The sequence below is a fragment of the Chryseobacterium sp. KACC 21268 genome, from assembly GCA_028736075.1.
Lineage (GTDB): Bacteria > Bacteroidota > Bacteroidia > Flavobacteriales > Weeksellaceae > Epilithonimonas.
The window spans coordinates 1,468,943-1,485,668 of record CP117875.1 but is presented as its reverse complement, the minus strand read 5'-3'; the positions used below and the strand labels follow the sequence as shown (position 1 = coordinate 1,485,668).

Below are 16,726 nucleotides of genomic sequence, written 5' to 3'. Positions count from 1 at the left end.
TATAATTGTTAATTAATCAAATATACAAATTAAATGCAATCTTAAAATTAATTTTTATGGATAATGGCATTAACCTTCAATAATCTTCTTTCTGTGTTTGATTCCCCATTGGACGAGATTTTCTGTAAGTGGCGTGACGCTTTTACCGTATTCCGTAATGGCGTAGAAAACCATTATTTGCGTGTCATCTTCGACAGTTCTGGTGATGAGAAGATTGGTTTCCAATTCTTTCAATTCCTTACTGAGCATCTTGGCAGAGATTCCATTAATTTCGCGTTGAAGTTTTTTGAAATGCAACTTTTGATGTTCCCGATTGGTCAAGTATCTCAATATCATCAGCTTCCACTTGCCGCCCAGAATATCCAGACAATCTCTCATCGCCATCAGTTCTTCACCGCAAGTTGCTTCTCTTTCTATATTATTTACAACAATTTTACTCATATCGATTTCATTAAGGTAACTAGTAACCTTTGGTTAACTACTAACAAAATTAAAGCTTTTAACCAATAACTTTGTATTAAAAGAAAGCAAGATGAAAGCTATTATTCTAGACGACAACAATCAGCTTAAAGACGAAACCGTCACGCTAAGACCAATAAATCCAGATGAAGTCCGAATCAAAATCATCGCGTCCGGCTTCAATCCCATCGATTATCAGATGAGGGAAAATGAACACGAAAAGAAATATTTGTTTTCGAATATCCTTGGAAGAGAAGGTTCCGGAATCATCGTCGAAACTGGAGAAAATGTAAGCGGTTTGAAGATTGATGACGAAGTTTTTTTTGTTTGCGGAAGTATGGGAAGCAACGGAACTTATGCTGAAGAAATTATTTTGACTCAAGGCATTGTTGCTAAAAAACCAACTTCAATCAGTTTTGAAGAAGCAGCTGGTCTGCCTTCTATCGGAATTACAGCTTTACAAATTTTCAATCGTGTTGATTGGAATCAAATAGAAAGTGTTCTTATAACTGGAGCTTCCGGCGGCGTTGGAAATTTTGTTTTGAGATTGATTTTAGGAAATTTAAATAAGAAGATGGTTGTCACAGCAGGAAATCAAGAAAGTATTCAGCAATTGATTAATCTTGGTCTTAATGAAAATCAAATCATCAGTTACAAGCAAGATGATTTAGCTGAGAAGATTTTAGAAATCAATCAAAATCAAAAATTCGATTTGGTCATCGATGCAGTTGGACATCAATTATCAGAAATCTCCGCCGACGTTTTGAAAGCTAATGGGATTTATGCCAACGTTACCCATTTTATAACTTCAAAAGCCAACGATTCACTCTTCGGAATTGGCGCAACAATTCTCAACATTTCAAATTTTATTTATGCAAAAGAGAAAAATTACAATCATTTCAGAACATCTCTCAATCAAATCAAACAATACATCGACGATGGACAAGTCAAACCTTTACCAATCAAAATTGTAGGCGGACTTTCCTCTGAAACTGCTGAAAAAGCGCAACAATTATTGAAGAATAATCAAACGCAAGGCAAAAAATTAATAATGCAAAATCAAGAATAAATGAGCAACATCAAAGCAATTCCAAGACGAATCATCACCGGAACGAAAGATGGAAAATCTTACATCGAAAAAGACGAAATCGTCACCAATGTCTCAGAACATTTTAAAGGATTAATCATTTCTGACGTTTGGCAAACCAGCAAAACGCCTGCAAGTTTTGAACAGGAAAAACCAATAGAAAATTCCGCAATTCCAAGTGTCATTAAAAATGGAACTTATTTCCGCTACGTTCAGATTCCACCAGATAAGCAACTAGGAATCGAAGCGCCTGCGGGACAACCTCATCCGCTGATGCATCAAACCAAAAGTCTGGATTACATCATTATTTTGTCGGGAGAAATTTTTCTAATCACCGACACAGATGAAACGCTTTTGCAAGCTGGCGACATTGTTATTCAGACCGGAACGAATCACGCTTGGAGTAATCGTTCTGATGAAAACTGTATCCAATTGGCAGTTTTGATTGATGCTGAATAATTAGCACAATATTTTACATCTCGCAGATTTTGCAGATTTATTTTTGATGAAAATCTTCTTCATCTGCCAAATCAGCGAGAATTTAAAATCTGAATATATCGTTGAGATTAAGGTTTCCAAAATGACCAAAGAGTTCCGTTATAGACTGCCAATTGCTTTTTCGTGGTGTCATAGACCATCATACCTGCGGCAGGATTCTGAATTGCTAGATGCGGACTTGCCACTTTTGGTAAAACCATCGCTTTATCTGTATCTGTAAGGACTAGAATCCCGACTGTGTGATCATCTGAGGCATTACTACCAATGGCAACTTTAGCAGTTTCCTGTTCTTGCATATTGTCCTGCAAAGTAGAATCTACTGAATCAAATGCAGTAATTACAATATTATTATTCAACTCATTTTTAACAGTGAGGGGAAAAGTTGGTTCGCCTGTTAAATCGAACCATTCGCCAGGTTTTCTGTATTTTATTTTTTTGTCGGATAGGTCAAAAATAATGGTTCCGTCTGACAAATTACCCTGCAATCCGTTGTAACCTTCTCCTGTGATTGCATCGTAAACTGTCGGACTATTTGCAACTGTAGAAACCCAGGGCAAAACAAGACCTTTAGCATTGTCTTCGCCATCGTAAAACTCTAAGGATATACTGGGATTCACCGTTACGCTATCTGCCAATTTGCTTAGCCCTGATTTTCCAATTGCGACCTGAGCGCCGAGTTTTGACATTAGAAATATTGAGATTATTAAGTATATATTGTTGTTCATAATTTTAATGTTATTTTTATTGAATTCACGAAACTCTGATTCCGTTTTTTTGATTCTATTAATGATTAATCTGGGCAAGTTTGTTTTGACAGACAATGCCATCCTGCGGAAAGTTCGCCCTCTTTGATGGTGTAGATTTTGAGGCAAGTGGCTTCTTCGTCATAAACCATCATTCCTTCTATTGGGTTTGTGATGTTGGAAAGTGCCAGTGTCGTCGGGATTCTGTTTACAACAAAACCTTTTGATTTTGATTCTAAAACTGTCCAGGCACCTTTCCTTTCCATTGGCCAGTTTCCAGTTTCTGCGCCAGCTCGGGACAATGCTGTAATTCCGTGATTCACTGGTAATGAAGTTCCGCCTAAACTTGCTGGTTTGTAACAAGCGCCTTGCACATTTACAGTTACGATTGTCAAAGAGCATTTACCAGAATCCGTGATGTCACATATTCTATAAACCATTGTGTACGTTCCAGACGGTGTACCTGGTGCAACATTGATAATCCCGGTAGATGTATCAATTGACACTCCCGAATTGGTAGATGAAATTTCAGTAATAATCACATTTGATGGACTTGCCTGTGTTATATTTATTAAGTCATTATCTAAAATAGAGATTGTACTGCTGCCTCCTGCGGATATTGTGAAATCATCTTTAACGGCTTTTATACAATTAAAACCATCGCTGGTTGATGTATCGATGAAAGCCTTGTGGACATTAACCAAGTTAATGACACCGACTATTGGAAGTACTGTAAATTTAATCTCATCAAAATCTTTGGTAGTATAGAAGCCTACATTTTTTTCTCCAGTGCTGGCAGTAAACAGCAATGATAAATCCAGTAGATCAGCTCCTGTCTTACTCTCCTGTAAAACGCCATCCAAGTAAGTGGTCACCACTATAAAATCCAGTAGATTTAAATTAAGCAAAACAACATCCTGAGAGATTGTAAATCCGGCAAATGAGCCTTTTGGATATAAACTGATTGGATTTAAAACACTAATATCCACCGATCCTACTGCTCCCACAGTAGTATATAATCTTGCCTTATTTGTGGGATCACTGTCTATCAAATTCTGCGCGTCCTCCACTTTGCACTGTACACACGCAATGCCCTGAACGCCCGTTCTGTTGTAATTGATAACAACTGGAAATTCCGGATTCTTGAGCGTATAGGTATTATTACATTCCAAAACAAGAGCGCAGCCTTTGAAAACTATAAACTTGTAAATTTTTGTAGTCCCAAGATTTACGGCAAGTAAGCTATTAATCGATAATCGAACTTCGTCAAACTCCAATGTAGAACTGATACCAATTGTGTTCTTACCGGAAGATCCCAGCAAATCAGTATTTAGTCCTACTATCAATCCGCTTCCTGAAACACTTTCCTGAAAAACACCGTCTTTATAAGTGGAAAGCTGAATATTATCCAAAAGATTAAGATCTAACAAATTGGTATTTTCGATCTCAAAACCTGCGAAAGTTCCTGCTTCAAAATTTGATAATGGTTTTTTAACAGCAAGTACTCCGGAAGTTCCAACACCATCCACCAAAGTAATTGTTGCAAAATTGCTGAGATCATTATCAAGAACAGCATCAGTAGAATTGACAGAAGCTCCAACAGCAAGCAGTCCTTTAATTCCTGTTTCCGCCGAGTTAATGGCAACAGGATAAGCAGGTGTTGTGTAATCGATATACGTATTGCAAGGCAAGGGATTTCCTTCACAGAATTTTTTCATCACAACGCTGTAAACTTTTGTTGTACCTAAGTTAACTGTAGCTTTCTGTTTGATTTGAACCTCGTTGAACGGTAAAGTGGTAATGAATCCTATTGTTTTTGGAGAGTTAAAATTCAATAATCCTACATCTAAAAGCAAAGCATTTCCAGACACAGATTCCTGCTGTACGCCATTTAAATAAGTTACGATAGATGTATTACCAACCAGGTCTAGACTTAGCGCCTTCTGATTTGTAATTCTGAATCCTACAAATGTTTCCGCCGGATAGATGTTTGTCTTATCTTTGACTGATAAAAATGCGGAAGACAAAAGAACAGGAGACAAAGAGGCATAACTCGTAAAATCACCGTCGATAACATTTTGAGCTTGAGAAACTACACCAAATCCTAACGTTCCTGTATTAGCCTGAACAATCTCCAAAGGAAATGCTGGCGCAGCAATAGCCGTAAACTCATTGCAGGCCAAGCTCAAAGGTACGTGGGGAAAACTCCCATCCAGATTGGGACACGTTACTAATGGCAAACTAGTCAATGGTGGCATCGCATCGCCAAAAGTGACGGACGACTGCACAATCAGACTACTATTGAAAACATCACTCCAGATTGTGGCACTTCCCAAATCACTTCTTGTGAAGCCTAAATTGGGTCCAATATTTCCATTGTTGATTACAGTTTGAGATCGCAGTAGGAAGAAACCTTTTCCGGTTTCCGGACCAATTAAATTTCCATCAGACTGGATATTTCCGTTTCCGGTGGAAGCATCTACAAAACCTTGATTGTAAAAAATAGAGTTAGTGCCTCCCATATTGAGATTCCCAGTAAGTTGGACGTGGTTGTAATTATCAAATCTGGCATTCGAATTTCCTCCCATATTAATTTGTGAACTGATGAAATGACCTGTATTGATCACTTTTCCACCGCCAAGGTTAAACTGTCCTTCGAAAGCTCCACAATTCGTGTAAACAGATGTTGCAGAAACGCTGAAACTACTTGTTACATTCAAATTCGCTTGGTTTCTTACGAATGAAGTTCCGGAGGCAAAGTTCATATTTCCCTGAACTTGCATTGTTGCATAATTATCGATGGTAATTGTTTTTCCATTACCTAATTCTAAGTTGGAAAATGAAACAGAGCCATTATTTGTAATGCTGCTGGAATCACCCTCAAATTTCAAATTGCCGGTTATCAAATTTCCTCCTGGATGAATATTGATATGGATATTTTTACCAAATGTTGGATTCCCATTGATATTAAGATCACCATAAACTTCTATTATAACTTCACCTGTTGTCGGAAAGTTGAAATTGTTTACATTATTAAAGTTCAAAGTTTGTCCTGCCGAAACGCAAATCACAGCGTCAGTATCAAAAGTGACAGTGTCTTCCAAAGTGACATTACCACTCACGCAAGTCGCTCCGGAGGGAAATGTAAAGTTGTTGCTATTGGTGGAAAGTGAGTTGGCACAATTACAGCTTTGTGCATAAGAATAGATATTGGCTGCAAAAACCAATAAGAATAGTAGAAATTTTTTCATTAATTGATGTTTTGAAAAATAATCTAAGATCCAATGGATAGATTATTTTAATTGAATGATTCTTTTAAAAAAACTCGAGAATTAGGTCAAAGTTTTACCACCCCAAACAAAATCACGAGTTGTTCAGGAATAGGAAAATTGTAGAATATATCTACGAATGATTGTATTAGCCTAAAGAAAAAGGCGGCGAAGTACCAAAAAACTGATAGGAAAAATGCTCCGAAAGAAAAAATGCAGCACTACTTAAAAACTCAATTTTTAAATTGCAGTACTGAACTTCTTTTGACGTTTGAAAATCATTGTAGGCGATGAAATTCTCGCCTATGAAATTGTGCAGAGAACTAGCGCAAACGATTGCGCAACTATTAAATTTAAAAGTTGAATTGAGAAAGAAAGAGTTCGATTTTAAGTCCTTGCGATAGATTATTTCATCAAAATTACCTTTCGGCAATTCCAGCGCTACTTTCTTTTTTTCTACAGCATCCTTGATTACATTTTTTTTGTCATCTTTTGAAGTTCTATTTTCTACAACTTCTTTTTTGGCACTGTGTGAAATTTCAGGTTTTTCATCAACATATATAGATGTCCCGCCATAAACCATAGTTCCCTCCGTAATATGTAATACGGATTCATCATTAGGAACGGAAGTTTGTCCATTGAAAAAGGAAGTAAAAAGAAAGGCAGTAGAAAATAAAAGAGAAAGGCTCCTTCTACTAACCGAAGGAAATTGAAAATGTTCTTTACTAGCAGAAATACCAAATAAACGATTGCAAAGACGATTTCTCCCTCTGTCAAAATTAAAAACGAAATAGACGAAAGTACAGAAAACAACCATATATAATGCTAGACAGCAAAATATATTCGAAAATCCGCCAATGGAAATTTTTTGTTTCAGGTTCATCATTTGTGCAAAACTTTAATAAAAAGAGAGAAATTACAACGCTTCCTTTTAAAGCATTGCAAAAGTACACTCATTTATAAAATGTATCGCTGAACCCAAGTTCATTATCTCAAAATATTTTAATTTTTAGGCAATTAATTATCAATTAACATCTTATCTAGCTCATATTTTATTTATTTAAAATTAATTAGTAGATTCCCAACATTATTTTACAATCATTTAAATAAGTAAAATATACTGATAAAAAAACACAATTAACACAAATAATGAAGAATTTCAGACGTTTTATAGAAAACTTCATTCCTGATAAAAATACAAATTGGGATTACATAGAAAGCTTAATTTGGGTCCGGGAGCTAAAAAAGGGAGAAATTATTAGTCATCAAGACAAGGTTGAAGATTATGTGAGTTTCATTTCTCATGGAATTGCAAGAATCTATCACGAGGGTGATTGGAAACAAACAACTGTAGATATTAGATTTGAAAATAATTTTGTCAGTTCATACGACTCATTCCTGTCCAGACTTCCGTCCAAGTACACGGTAGATGCTGTGACAGACATCAAATTACTGTCAATCCATTACGATGACATTCAGAAGATTTATAAACAGACAGAGTCCGGAAATTTGATTGCACGAAAAATTACGGAGCAAAATTTTCTGATCAAAGAAAAAAGACAGTTCAATCTTTTGACCAAAACGCCAACAGAATACTATCAGTTTCTCATTGAAAACTTCCCGAAGTACATAGATCAGATTCCACTCAATTACATTGCGTCTTACATCGGCGTCACGCCACAAGCCTTGAGCAGAATTAGAAAAAATTTGAATTTATAGGCCTATTTCTTTCTTTGCCTCTTCCCAAAGTTCATCCATTTCCACAAGATTCAAATCGGAAAGGTTAAGGTTTTTTGACCTCGCAATCTCTTCCATTTTCTGAAATCTGGAAATGAATTTCGAATTCGTTCGCTCCAAAGCTGTATCAGCATTCAAACCCGAAATTCTCGCATAATTAATCAAAGAGAAAAACACATCGCCCAACTCCTGTTCTTTTTTATCAGCCTCAGTTTCCGCGTGAAATTCCTCCAGCTCCTCTTCCACTTTTGCCCACGCATCTTCCGCAGAATCAAATTCAAAACCGATTCCCTTCACTTTATCCTGAATCCTGTAAGCCTTGATAATCGGAGGCAAACTCTTCGGAACACCTTCCAACACGGACTTATTCCCTTCCTTCAATTTCAGTTTTTCCCAATTTTGCTTCACAGCTTCCTCATCTTCCGCAACAGCATCGCCGTAAATATGTGGATGACGGAAAATCAATTTTTCATTCAAAGAATTAATGACATCAGCAATATCAAAACTCTCTTTCTCAGAACCAATTTTCGCATAGAAAACCAAATGCAGAAGCACATCGCCAATCTCTTTTTTGATGTCCAAAAGGTCATTATTCAATATTGCGTCAGACAATTCGTAAGTTTCCTCAAGCGTCAGATGGCGCAAACTTTCCAAGGTCTGCTTCCTGTCCCAAGGGCATTTTTCCCGCAAATCATCCATAATATCGAGAAGCCTTCCAAAAGCCTCCATTTTTTCCTCTCGTGTGTTCATAAATGATGAATGATATTTGATAAATGATTATTAATTCTACTCTATTTTATTTGGGCAGCTTCATCCGCCTTCCGCTCCCAATCTTTTTTGCACAACATTTCTAATTTAATAGAAACTGAGAAGAAGCAAAAAAGGATTTCCGCTCAAGTCGGGCTGCGCTTCGCAAAGTTCAATATTTGTCTTTCAAAGTCAATTTCCATCAACTTTCAACCAACAACCATCAACTATTTCCTGACATCTTCAATAATGATGTGACGATTGACTTTTAGCAATTCCTCCAAAAATTCATCTTGATTTTCGGGTGTAATGTAAAGGTCATTTTTATTTTTCGAAAAGATAATCAGTCCGCCCGTTGCAGTTCCACATTTATGAAATCCGCTCCACATTGTTTCTCCGATTCTGATTTTCGTGATTTTGAAAATATTGATTTTGAAAACATTATAGATGACGCTAACCATCAATTCTTCATCTTTGATTTTAATTTTAATAAAGAAAAAATTGATTAATATTATCAAATCGATTCCAACTAAAATAAAAACCATCCACATCCAATCCCAAAAGTCGCTGTCGAAATAAGATGAAACCAAAATGACAGCAAAAAGCAAAGTGATTCCCAAAAATATAGAACCATAAATCCAGTCTCTTCTGCTTTTGTAAACTTTCATCAGTGTGACTTATTTTGCAACATCGGAACAAACTTGTAAACCCCAAATTCCTCTTTCTCAAACTGTGTATCCGAAATCTTCGTAAATCGGTAAAGAATCTGTTCATCGGTTTTCCCGAGCGGAATCACCATCTTTCCTCCGACTTTCAATTGTTTCAACAATTCGGTGGGTAAAACTTCCGCACCACAAGTTACCAACACTTTATCAAAAGGCGCAAACGTTGGCAAACCCGCAAATCCATCACCAAAACTCTGGAACTTAGGACGCAAATCCAATTCTTTGAAAAGTTTATGAGAAAAATCGAACAGGTCTTTTTGACGTTCAATTGTGTAAACCAAAGCTTTCATTTTTATAAGAACCGCCGTCTGATAACCGCAACCAGTTCCAATCTCAAGGATTTTTTCGCCTTCTTCAACTTCCAACAATTCGGTTTGTTCCGCAACAGTTGACGGATGAGAAATCGTCTGCTTCGCCAAAATCGGAAAAGCGCGGTCTTCGTACGCATAATCCTCAAAAACACTTTCTATGAAAAGATGCCTTGGAACCTCGTTCATCGCAGACAAAACAAAACCATCCGTGATTCCAATCTTCTGATGAAGATAATCCATTAATTGTTTTCTTTTCCCTTTGTGAACGTAAGTATCTCTCATTTACTAATTGCTTTTTAATTGGCACTTCGACTCCGCTCAGTGTGACAACTCTAATACTTAAGCTATTACTACAGCGATGTCAGGCTGAGCGGAGTCGAAGCCTTTCCGTTTTATGGAATTAACTATTATAACTTGCAATTTCCGAAGGATAAATTTAAAATCCAAACAAGAATCATAATTTTCAACATTTATTAAAAATTTAATCCCAATTCAGAATAAACTTTATAAATTTGATTGTTTTTTTACCAAATATTTAAATAAACTTTTAATTAATTGAATGAACGAATGGATGTTATGCAGAAAATAAGAGCTTACATTAAAGGAACAGGCTCGTACGTTCCACCAAAAATTTTAAAAAATGAATTTTTCGAAAAAGTAGGTTCGTCCGATGAATGGATTTTCAAGAATCTCGGAATCAGAGAACGCAGAATCGCGGAAGGAGAAGTCACCAGCGATTTGGCCTACAAAGCCGGACTCAAGGCGTTGGAAAACACCGATGTAAAACCAGAAAATATTGATTTAATAATAGTCGCCACTTCAACGCCTGACCGTCAAGCACCATCAACCGCTTGTTTCGTGCAGGAAAAAATGAATGCGCCACAAGCGGTTGCCTTCGATATTTCGGCAGTTTGCTCAGGCGGACTTTATGGAATCGCAATCGGTTGCCAATTCATAGAAACCGGAATGTACAAGAATGTTTTGGTTATCGGCGCGGATACTTTTTCGACGATTACGGATTGGGAAAGAAAAGATTCAGTTTTCTTTGGAGACGGTGCAGGTGCGATTTTGTTATCTGCAACAACTGAAGACAAAGGCTTTTTCGATTTCAAACTGCACGCAGACGGAACTGGGAAATATCATTTTAATATTCCAGCAGGAGGTTCGGAAATGCCGGCTTCTGAAGAAACTTTAAAACAGAAACTTCATTATTTCCAAATGAATGGAAAAGAAGTTTTTGAAACTGCCACTCGTGTTTTACCAGAAACAATCGACGAAATCTTGGAAGCAAACAAAATGACTTCTGACAATGTAGATTGGGTAATTCCACATCAGCCAAGCATCAGGATTCTTCAGGAAACAGCGAGAAAAACCAATATTCCGTTCGAAAAAGTGATGACTAATATGGACAAATACGCCAACACTTCCGGCGGAACAATCCCAATAGTCCTTGATGAAACCTACAAGAGTGGAAAAGTAAAACCTGGAAATATCTTGCTTTTTGCAGCTGTTGGTTCGGGTTGGACTTGGGGAACTGCGCTTTATAAGGCATAATTTTTATCGCAAAGTCGCAAGATTTCAAAGTAAAAAACTAATAAAAGTCGCAAAGTTTTCATTTGCGACTTTTAAACAAAATTCAAATAAAAAAATAGCGCCTTTGCGTTAATAAATAACACTTGGAAACTATGTTAGAAAATCAAACTTTCTTGATTACAGGAATTGCAGATGAAAATTCTTTGGCGATGAAAACCGCTGAGAAAATATTAGAAAACAACGGAAAAGTCGTTTGCACAGGTTTGGGCGTCACACCTTTCCACAACAATCTTTCGGAAAAAGCAGCAGGATTTCTCAATAAAAACTATGAGGATTTTGAATCGGCCTGTAAGAAAGTTTTAGGAAATGATGTTTACACCGCACCTTTGGATGTGACGCTTCCAGAAAGTTTAAAGTTCCTTGCTGAGGATTTGAAAAGTAAAGATATTCAGCTGAATGGATTTCTTCACGCAATTGCGATGGACAAAACCATCCGAAACAAATCTGTAAAACCGATGCTGGAAGTAACGGCTGAGGAATTCAATGATACGATGAATGTTTCGGCGTTTTCGCTGATTTCTTTATGTCACGCTTTGTTGTCCAATGGTGTTTTACAAAGAGGTTCTTCGATTGTTTCGTTGAGTTATATCGCAGCAGAAAAAGTCTCGTTTTTCCCTTACATCAATATGAGTATTGCAAAAGCCGCGCTCGAAAGGCTAACGATTGAAATGGCTTATGAATTAGGAAAAGAATACGGAATCCGCGCCAACGCCATCAGATTTTCACCTTATATGGGAAGCAAGGCCGGAAACGCAACGCTGAAAATTGAAGATGTTGAAAGAGCTGACAGAATCAGTCCGCTTGGGAATGCATTACCTGAAGATTTGGCGCACGAGATTGTTCATCTGTTCAGAAAAGAAACGAGAATCACTGGCGAGATCCGTCACGTGGATGGTGGTTTTCATATTATGGGATAATTTGGGTTTGAGATTTGGAGTGTTTTAGAGTCTTAGAGTTTTGAAGGTCTTCGAATCCTCTCAGAGTGACAAATCTAATTCCTAACTGTTTATTTTCAGCGATGTCAGGCTGAGGCTCTCGAAGTCTTTTCTATATTTATGTTCAATAACAAACACAAGTACAAATATCTCGCTGATTTGGCAGATTGAGGAGATTTATAAAATTGAATCTGCAAAATCAGCTTAGTCTGCCAAATATCTGACTATAGAAAACTTTACAATGAAGAAAATTTTAACAATTTTAGTTTTAATTACAACTATTAAAACGTATTCACAAAGAAACGATACTATTAAACTTTTCGATTTTAAATTATGTGAGTTGACAATTGATTATCTGAAACAAAAAGACCCAAATTTAAAGCAATCCAGCGTCGTCGAGATGGATTTATGCTCAGATGGTTTTGTTCAAGATGCTAGATTTGAAAACAGAATTGGATATGAAAGCCAATTATATCCAGGCGTGATTTTTCAAAAACACCAATCTGACTTAAATACGATTGCGAAAATTCATTTAACAGAAGACTTTAAAGGTTATTTGCCTGATGGAAATTATATTGATATGAAAACCCTAAAAGCAAATGACATTATAAAAAAATATGATAGCCTGACTTGGACATCTCGTGGGTGCTCTGATTATTATGGAATTAATAAAGGTAAAAAAATCTACTTTTATGTAAAAATCAATAAGGACAAAAAACCACAATATCCAGTTGATAAAAAATATTATTCAGAACAACCTATTGTAGGAATTGCCTTTTGGGCTAATTGTTATTCATATCATAAAGAAAATCCGGAAGAGGTAAAACCATTAATAATACTGGACGGAAAAGAAGTTAGTGAAGAATCAATGTATTCTCTAAAACCTGAAGATGTCGACAAAATTAATGTGATAAAAGGAAAAAATGCAACAGATAAGTATGGAGAAAAAGGAAAAAATGGAGTTTTGGAAGTTTTTTCAAAAAAGAGAAAATAAATGTTGCATCATAAAAGTCTAGCATAGTTCATTAGGTTAAATTTTTAATAAATTCCAGTTGTATTCCCAAGTTGCCCAAAATACTAAAACAATATTTTTTTAACTGCAAAATTCCTATGTGACTTTTGTGGTTTTATTTTAAATTTATTGCGACTTTGCAAGACAGAAATTATTTCAAATTAATTGTAAAAATTTTATGAGAAAAATAAAAACAGCTTTGTTGGCTTACGGCGGTTCCGGGAAATTGTTTCACGCACCGTTTTTCGAAGTTCACGAAGGTTACGAATTATTGGGCGCTTATGAACGAAGCAAGAAATTAATCCAGCAAGATTATCCGGAAGTCACGAGCTTTGATTCTCTCGAAGCCGTTCTGGAAAGCGATGCTGAATTGGTTGTGGTGAATACGCCAATCGACACACATTTCGAATTTACAAAGAAAGTTTTGGAAGCTGGGAAAAATGCTTTGGTGGAGAAAGCTTTTACGACAACTTCTGAGGAAGCTGAGGAACTGCACAAACTGGCGAAAGAGAAAAAACTAAAACTCTGTGTTTATCAAAACCGAAGATATGACAGCGATTTCAAAACTGTGAAAAAGGTTTTGGATGAGGATTATCTTGGCGAAATTGTGGAAGCAGAAATCCGTTTTGAAAGATACAATCCGGAACTGAGCCCGAAAGCGTGGAAAGAAAATGGAAATCCCGGCGCAAGTATTTTGATGGATTTGGGTTCGCATATCATCGACCAGGCTTTGACTTTGTTCGGTTATCCTGAGAAAGTTTTTGCGGATATCAGAAGGACGAGAGAGAATACGCAGATTGATGATTATTTTGATATTTTGCTTTATTATCCTGACAAACGTGTGAGATTGAAATCCAGTTATTTCGTGAAAGAACCAACGCCAGCTTATGTTTTCCACGGCAAGAAAGGAAGTTTCCTGAAACACCGTGGCGACGTGCAAGAAGATGAATTGAAATTGGGAAAAGTTCCGAATCGAGAGAATTGGGGAACGGAGCCGGAAGAGAAAACCGGACTTTTAGTTTACAATGATAGAGTTGTCCACTTCCCTACTTTTCAAGGGAATTATCTTAATTTTTGTGATGACCTTTATGATTCGATTGTGAATGACAAGAAAGTTCCTGTAACGGCGAAACAAGCTTTTCATACGATGAAAGTGATTGAAGCGGCGAAGGAAAGTTCGGAGAAAGGGAAAATTGCTGTTTTGTAAATAATAGTATATTGGAGAAAAAAGCTTTGAAAAGAATTTACGATGGAGATTTTTCACAATTAAGAAAAATCATCAATTCTTGGAATCTGATTTCTGGAAGTCAGGATGATGAATTTGATTCTCTTAACAATAAAATTTTGAGTGAGCTTTATAAAAATGCAGACGTAGAAAAAATTGACAGAATATTACAATCAGAATTAATTTCGACTTATGGTCTTTTTAGCAATGAGTTTAATTCAGAAATTTTTGTGAATCAAATAATGAATTGGTGGAACTCAAAATAGCATTATCTCTAAGGAAATGATTGACAGCTTGTTTAGATTCTTTCAGAATGACAAACGTTGTGATTATTACAAATCTTGTTTTAATGCAGAATCTGCAGCCCGACTTGAACGAAGCTCTTTTTTTCATTGCGAGAATTGTAAAGTTCTATTGATTGACAAAGCCTCAATCGCAATGAAAAAAAAAGCGGGAGTGGAAGGCGGATAAAGCTGCCCAAATAAAAATATTTAAAATGACAAGACTCAGAAAGTTTAAAAATTCTGGGTCTTTTTTTATGTTGGTTGGCGATAATTCTTAAATTTACGTCTTTAAGAAAAATTAGCTATGATAAAAGCCGGACTTGTGGGCGCGGGACATTTGGGGAAAATCCATTTGCGATTGTTGAATCAATCTGAGAAGTACGAACTCGTTGGTTTCCACGACAAAGACGCAGAAAACGGCCGAAAACTGGAAGCGGAATTCGGTTATAAATATTTTGAAAGTTTAGAAGAACTTTTGAACGAAATCGAAATGTTGGATATTGTGACGCCAACGCTTTACCATTATGATTACGCATTAAAAGCGATTGAAAAAGGCATCCATTTTTTCATTGAAAAACCTGTGACGCAAACGCTGGAACAGGCGGAAGAAATTCTTCAAAAATGCAACGAGTTTGGAATCAAGGCGCAGGTTGGTCACGTTGAACGTTATAATCCAGCTTTTATTGGTGCGAAAGATTATATTAAAAATCCAATGTTCATCGAGATTCATAGACTTGCGGAATTCAATCCAAGAGGGACGGATGTTTCTGTGGTTTTGGATTTGATGATTCACGATTTGGATATTTTGCTGAGTCTGGTGAAGTCGAAAGTGAAGTTGATTCACGCCAGTGGTGTTTCGGTTGTGAGCAAAACGCCGGACATTTGCAACGCGAGAATTGAGTTTGAAAACGGTTGTGTTGCGAATTTGACGACGTCCAGAATCTCAATGAAAGCGATGCGGAAATCGAGATTTTTCCAGCAAGATGCTTATGTTTCCGTCGATTTCTTGGAAAAAAAATCGGAAGTTATCCGAATGAAACCGGCGCCGGAAAATCCATCCGACTTTGATATGATCATCGAAAATGCGGAAGGCGAAAAAAACCAAATCCTTTTCGAATATCCAAACATTCAGCCGAATAATGCGATTCTTGATGAGTTGGAAAGTTTTGCCAATGCTATCCAATATGATGTTCCCGTTCAGGTTTCTTTGGAAGATGGAACGGAGGCTTTGAAGGTGGCGCTGGAGATTATGAGGTTGATTCAGAAATAACTAAAATGAAAACTAATAACCAAATCATTTTCTATTTATTGATTTTAATCTCTATCCTTAGTTGCGAAAAAGATAGAGATGAGAATACTGAATCAACAGAAACTCCACAATTGTATTCTTATCATTTCAGGAATATGAATTTTCCTGATGGCGTGCTTGCGTCTGGAAATGGACTGATAACTATTGATTATGATAACAAAGGAAGACCTATCAAAAGAAATAATGGCTTGGTAAGATTGCCACAAGCGTCCGGTTTTGATTTTGCATTTTCCTCCGATGTTTATGATGATCTTGTTTATACAAATGATGATGTTGCTATAAAGGAAAAGTCTTATTCTTATCCTCAATTACTTTCTACGACTAGGCATTTTAAATTTGAAAATAAAAAAATAGTGAGAAGAGTCAATGTTGGAAGTAATAATATTCCTGTTGACACTATAAATTATTTTTACACGCATAATAAATTATCCAAAGCAATCAGAAATTACAAAAAACCAACCTCAGAAACGCTTTATCATTATAATTCTAAAGGAAATCTGGATAGCATTGTTACAAGAGATCTCGTATACAATTCTGCAAATCAGTCTTATGGCTACTCTCCTTACTATCCGAAAATGAGAACTGTAGAGATTTTTAAAGATTATGATAACAGCGAAAATCCAACCAAAAATTTAATGATTTTTGATGATGTATTCAATCGTTCTCTTTCTGAAAACAATTACAGACATTATGAAAAAAAGTCTTATAATTATTTTGGTCAAGCTTCAACTGTTGCAATTAGAACTTGGGAGTTTGCGTACAATGACGGAAAAATAGATTTTTCAAAATAAA

At 36.3% G+C, this 16,726-nt stretch carries 17 protein-coding genes; 10 read left to right on the top strand and 7 right to left on the bottom strand.

Annotated elements, in window-relative coordinates; genetic code table 11:
* Positions 1–69 precede the first annotated feature (69 nt).
* The gene (locus PQ459_07080; protein WDF48234.1) at positions 70–441 is read right to left on the bottom strand and encodes a helix-turn-helix domain-containing protein; all 372 of its coding nucleotides are present in this window, start codon (positions 439–441) and stop codon (positions 70–72) included.
* A gap of 91 nt (positions 442–532) precedes the next feature.
* Here PQ459_07080 and PQ459_07075 point away from each other — a divergent pair, with 91 nt between their 5' ends.
* Both PQ459_07075 and PQ459_07070 read left to right on the top strand, forming a co-directional pair.
* Positions 533–1,528: a zinc-binding alcohol dehydrogenase family protein gene (locus tag PQ459_07075; protein WDF48233.1), complete on the top strand. Its 996-nt coding sequence runs from the start codon at positions 533–535 to the stop codon at positions 1,526–1,528.
* Positions 1,529–2,005 (top strand): cupin domain-containing protein, encoded by a 477-nt coding sequence (locus PQ459_07070; protein ID WDF48232.1) that lies wholly within the window; start codon positions 1,529–1,531, stop codon positions 2,003–2,005.
* Between the two features lie 107 nt (positions 2,006–2,112).
* Here the strand turns inward: PQ459_07070 and PQ459_07065 are convergent, their stop codons facing one another.
* The 3 genes from PQ459_07065 to PQ459_07055 all read right to left on the bottom strand — a co-directional run bounded on the left by PQ459_07065 (position 2,113) and on the right by PQ459_07055 (position 6,939).
* Positions 2,113–2,769: a hypothetical protein gene (locus PQ459_07065; protein ID WDF48231.1), complete on the bottom strand. Its 657-nt coding sequence runs from the start codon at positions 2,767–2,769 to the stop codon at positions 2,113–2,115.
* Positions 2,770–2,834: 65 nt separating this feature from the next.
* Positions 2,835–6,038 carry a hypothetical protein gene (locus PQ459_07060; protein WDF48230.1) on the bottom strand — a complete coding sequence of 1,068 codons (3,204 nt, stop codon included), beginning with the start codon at positions 6,036–6,038 and terminating at the stop codon, positions 2,835–2,837.
* A 166-nt stretch (positions 6,039–6,204) separates the two neighbouring features.
* Entirely contained in the window at positions 6,205–6,939 is a 735-nt protein-coding gene (locus PQ459_07055) for a hypothetical protein (protein ID WDF48229.1), read from the bottom strand.
* Positions 6,940–7,205: 266 nt separating this feature from the next.
* Between PQ459_07055 and PQ459_07050 the strand changes: the two genes are divergently transcribed.
* A complete protein-coding gene (locus PQ459_07050) occupies positions 7,206–7,775 on the top strand; it encodes a Crp/Fnr family transcriptional regulator (GenBank protein WDF48228.1) in 570 nt (189 codons plus the stop codon).
* On the opposite strand, the gene mazG is transcribed toward PQ459_07050, so the two are convergent.
* The 3 genes from mazG to PQ459_07035 all read right to left on the bottom strand — a co-directional run bounded on the left by mazG (position 7,770) and on the right by PQ459_07035 (position 9,858).
* Positions 7,770–8,543 (bottom strand): nucleoside triphosphate pyrophosphohydrolase, encoded by a 774-nt coding sequence (mazG, locus tag PQ459_07045; GenBank protein WDF48227.1) that lies wholly within the window; start codon positions 8,541–8,543, stop codon positions 7,770–7,772. The two genes, PQ459_07050 and mazG, sit on opposite strands and share 6 nt — an antisense overlap.
* A 224-nt stretch (positions 8,544–8,767) precedes the next feature.
* Positions 8,768–9,208: a PH domain-containing protein gene (locus PQ459_07040; protein WDF48226.1), complete on the bottom strand. Its 441-nt coding sequence runs from the start codon at positions 9,206–9,208 to the stop codon at positions 8,768–8,770.
* Entirely contained in the window at positions 9,208–9,858 is a 651-nt protein-coding gene (locus tag PQ459_07035; GenBank protein ID WDF48225.1) for a protein-L-isoaspartate(D-aspartate) O-methyltransferase, read from the bottom strand. Before PQ459_07035 ends, PQ459_07040 begins: the two co-directional genes overlap by 1 nt.
* Positions 9,859–10,152: 294 nt before the next feature.
* Between PQ459_07035 and PQ459_07030 the strand changes: the two genes are divergently transcribed.
* From PQ459_07030 to PQ459_07000, 7 genes are all read left to right on the top strand, one after another.
* Positions 10,153–11,130 (top strand): ketoacyl-ACP synthase III, encoded by a 978-nt coding sequence (locus PQ459_07030; GenBank protein ID WDF48224.1) that lies wholly within the window; start codon positions 10,153–10,155, stop codon positions 11,128–11,130.
* A gap of 131 nt (positions 11,131–11,261) precedes the next feature.
* Positions 11,262–12,086, top strand: a complete 825-nt coding sequence (locus tag PQ459_07025) for an SDR family oxidoreductase (protein WDF48223.1) — start codon at positions 11,262–11,264, stop codon at positions 12,084–12,086.
* Positions 12,087–12,345: 259 nt separating this feature from the next.
* On the top strand, positions 12,346–13,098 hold the full coding sequence (locus PQ459_07020; protein WDF48222.1) for a hypothetical protein: 753 nt from the start codon (positions 12,346–12,348) through the stop codon (positions 13,096–13,098).
* Between the two features lie 196 nt (positions 13,099–13,294).
* The gene (locus tag PQ459_07015; protein WDF48221.1) at positions 13,295–14,323 is read left to right on the top strand and encodes a Gfo/Idh/MocA family oxidoreductase; all 1,029 of its coding nucleotides are present in this window, start codon (positions 13,295–13,297) and stop codon (positions 14,321–14,323) included.
* Positions 14,324–14,349: 26 nt separating this feature from the next.
* The gene (locus PQ459_07010) at positions 14,350–14,607 is read left to right on the top strand and encodes a hypothetical protein (GenBank protein WDF48220.1); all 258 of its coding nucleotides are present in this window, start codon (positions 14,350–14,352) and stop codon (positions 14,605–14,607) included.
* Between the two features lie 322 nt (positions 14,608–14,929).
* Complete coding sequence (locus PQ459_07005) at positions 14,930–15,895, top strand: Gfo/Idh/MocA family oxidoreductase (GenBank protein ID WDF48219.1); 966 nt, start codon at positions 14,930–14,932, stop codon at positions 15,893–15,895.
* A 5-nt stretch (positions 15,896–15,900) separates the two neighbouring features.
* On the top strand, positions 15,901–16,725 hold the full coding sequence (locus PQ459_07000) for a hypothetical protein (protein WDF48218.1): 825 nt from the start codon (positions 15,901–15,903) through the stop codon (positions 16,723–16,725).
* Position 16,726 lies beyond the last annotated feature (1 nt).

Coding starts and splice junctions, on each gene's coding strand:
- PQ459_07080 (WDF48234.1), bottom strand. CDS start 441: ATGAGTAAAATTGTTGTAAATAATATAGAAAGAGAAGCAACTTGCGGT.
- PQ459_07075 (WDF48233.1), top strand. CDS start 533: ATGAAAGCTATTATTCTAGACGACAACAATCAGCTTAAAGACGAAACC.
- PQ459_07070 (WDF48232.1), top strand. CDS start 1,529: ATGAGCAACATCAAAGCAATTCCAAGACGAATCATCACCGGAACGAAA.
- PQ459_07065 (WDF48231.1), bottom strand. CDS start 2,769: ATGAACAACAATATATACTTAATAATCTCAATATTTCTAATGTCAAAA.
- PQ459_07060 (WDF48230.1), bottom strand. CDS start 6,038: ATGAAAAAATTTCTACTATTCTTATTGGTTTTTGCAGCCAATATCTAT.
- PQ459_07055 (WDF48229.1), bottom strand. CDS start 6,939: ATGAACCTGAAACAAAAAATTTCCATTGGCGGATTTTCGAATATATTT.
- PQ459_07050 (WDF48228.1), top strand. CDS start 7,206: ATGAAGAATTTCAGACGTTTTATAGAAAACTTCATTCCTGATAAAAAT.
- mazG (WDF48227.1), bottom strand. CDS start 8,543: ATGAACACACGAGAGGAAAAAATGGAGGCTTTTGGAAGGCTTCTCGAT.
- PQ459_07040 (WDF48226.1), bottom strand. CDS start 9,208: ATGAAAGTTTACAAAAGCAGAAGAGACTGGATTTATGGTTCTATATTT.
- PQ459_07035 (WDF48225.1), bottom strand. CDS start 9,858: ATGAGAGATACTTACGTTCACAAAGGGAAAAGAAAACAATTAATGGAT.
- PQ459_07030 (WDF48224.1), top strand. CDS start 10,153: ATGCAGAAAATAAGAGCTTACATTAAAGGAACAGGCTCGTACGTTCCA.
- PQ459_07025 (WDF48223.1), top strand. CDS start 11,262: ATGTTAGAAAATCAAACTTTCTTGATTACAGGAATTGCAGATGAAAAT.
- PQ459_07020 (WDF48222.1), top strand. CDS start 12,346: ATGAAGAAAATTTTAACAATTTTAGTTTTAATTACAACTATTAAAACG.
- PQ459_07015 (WDF48221.1), top strand. CDS start 13,295: ATGAGAAAAATAAAAACAGCTTTGTTGGCTTACGGCGGTTCCGGGAAA.
- PQ459_07005 (WDF48219.1), top strand. CDS start 14,930: ATGATAAAAGCCGGACTTGTGGGCGCGGGACATTTGGGGAAAATCCAT.
- PQ459_07000 (WDF48218.1), top strand. CDS start 15,901: ATGAAAACTAATAACCAAATCATTTTCTATTTATTGATTTTAATCTCT.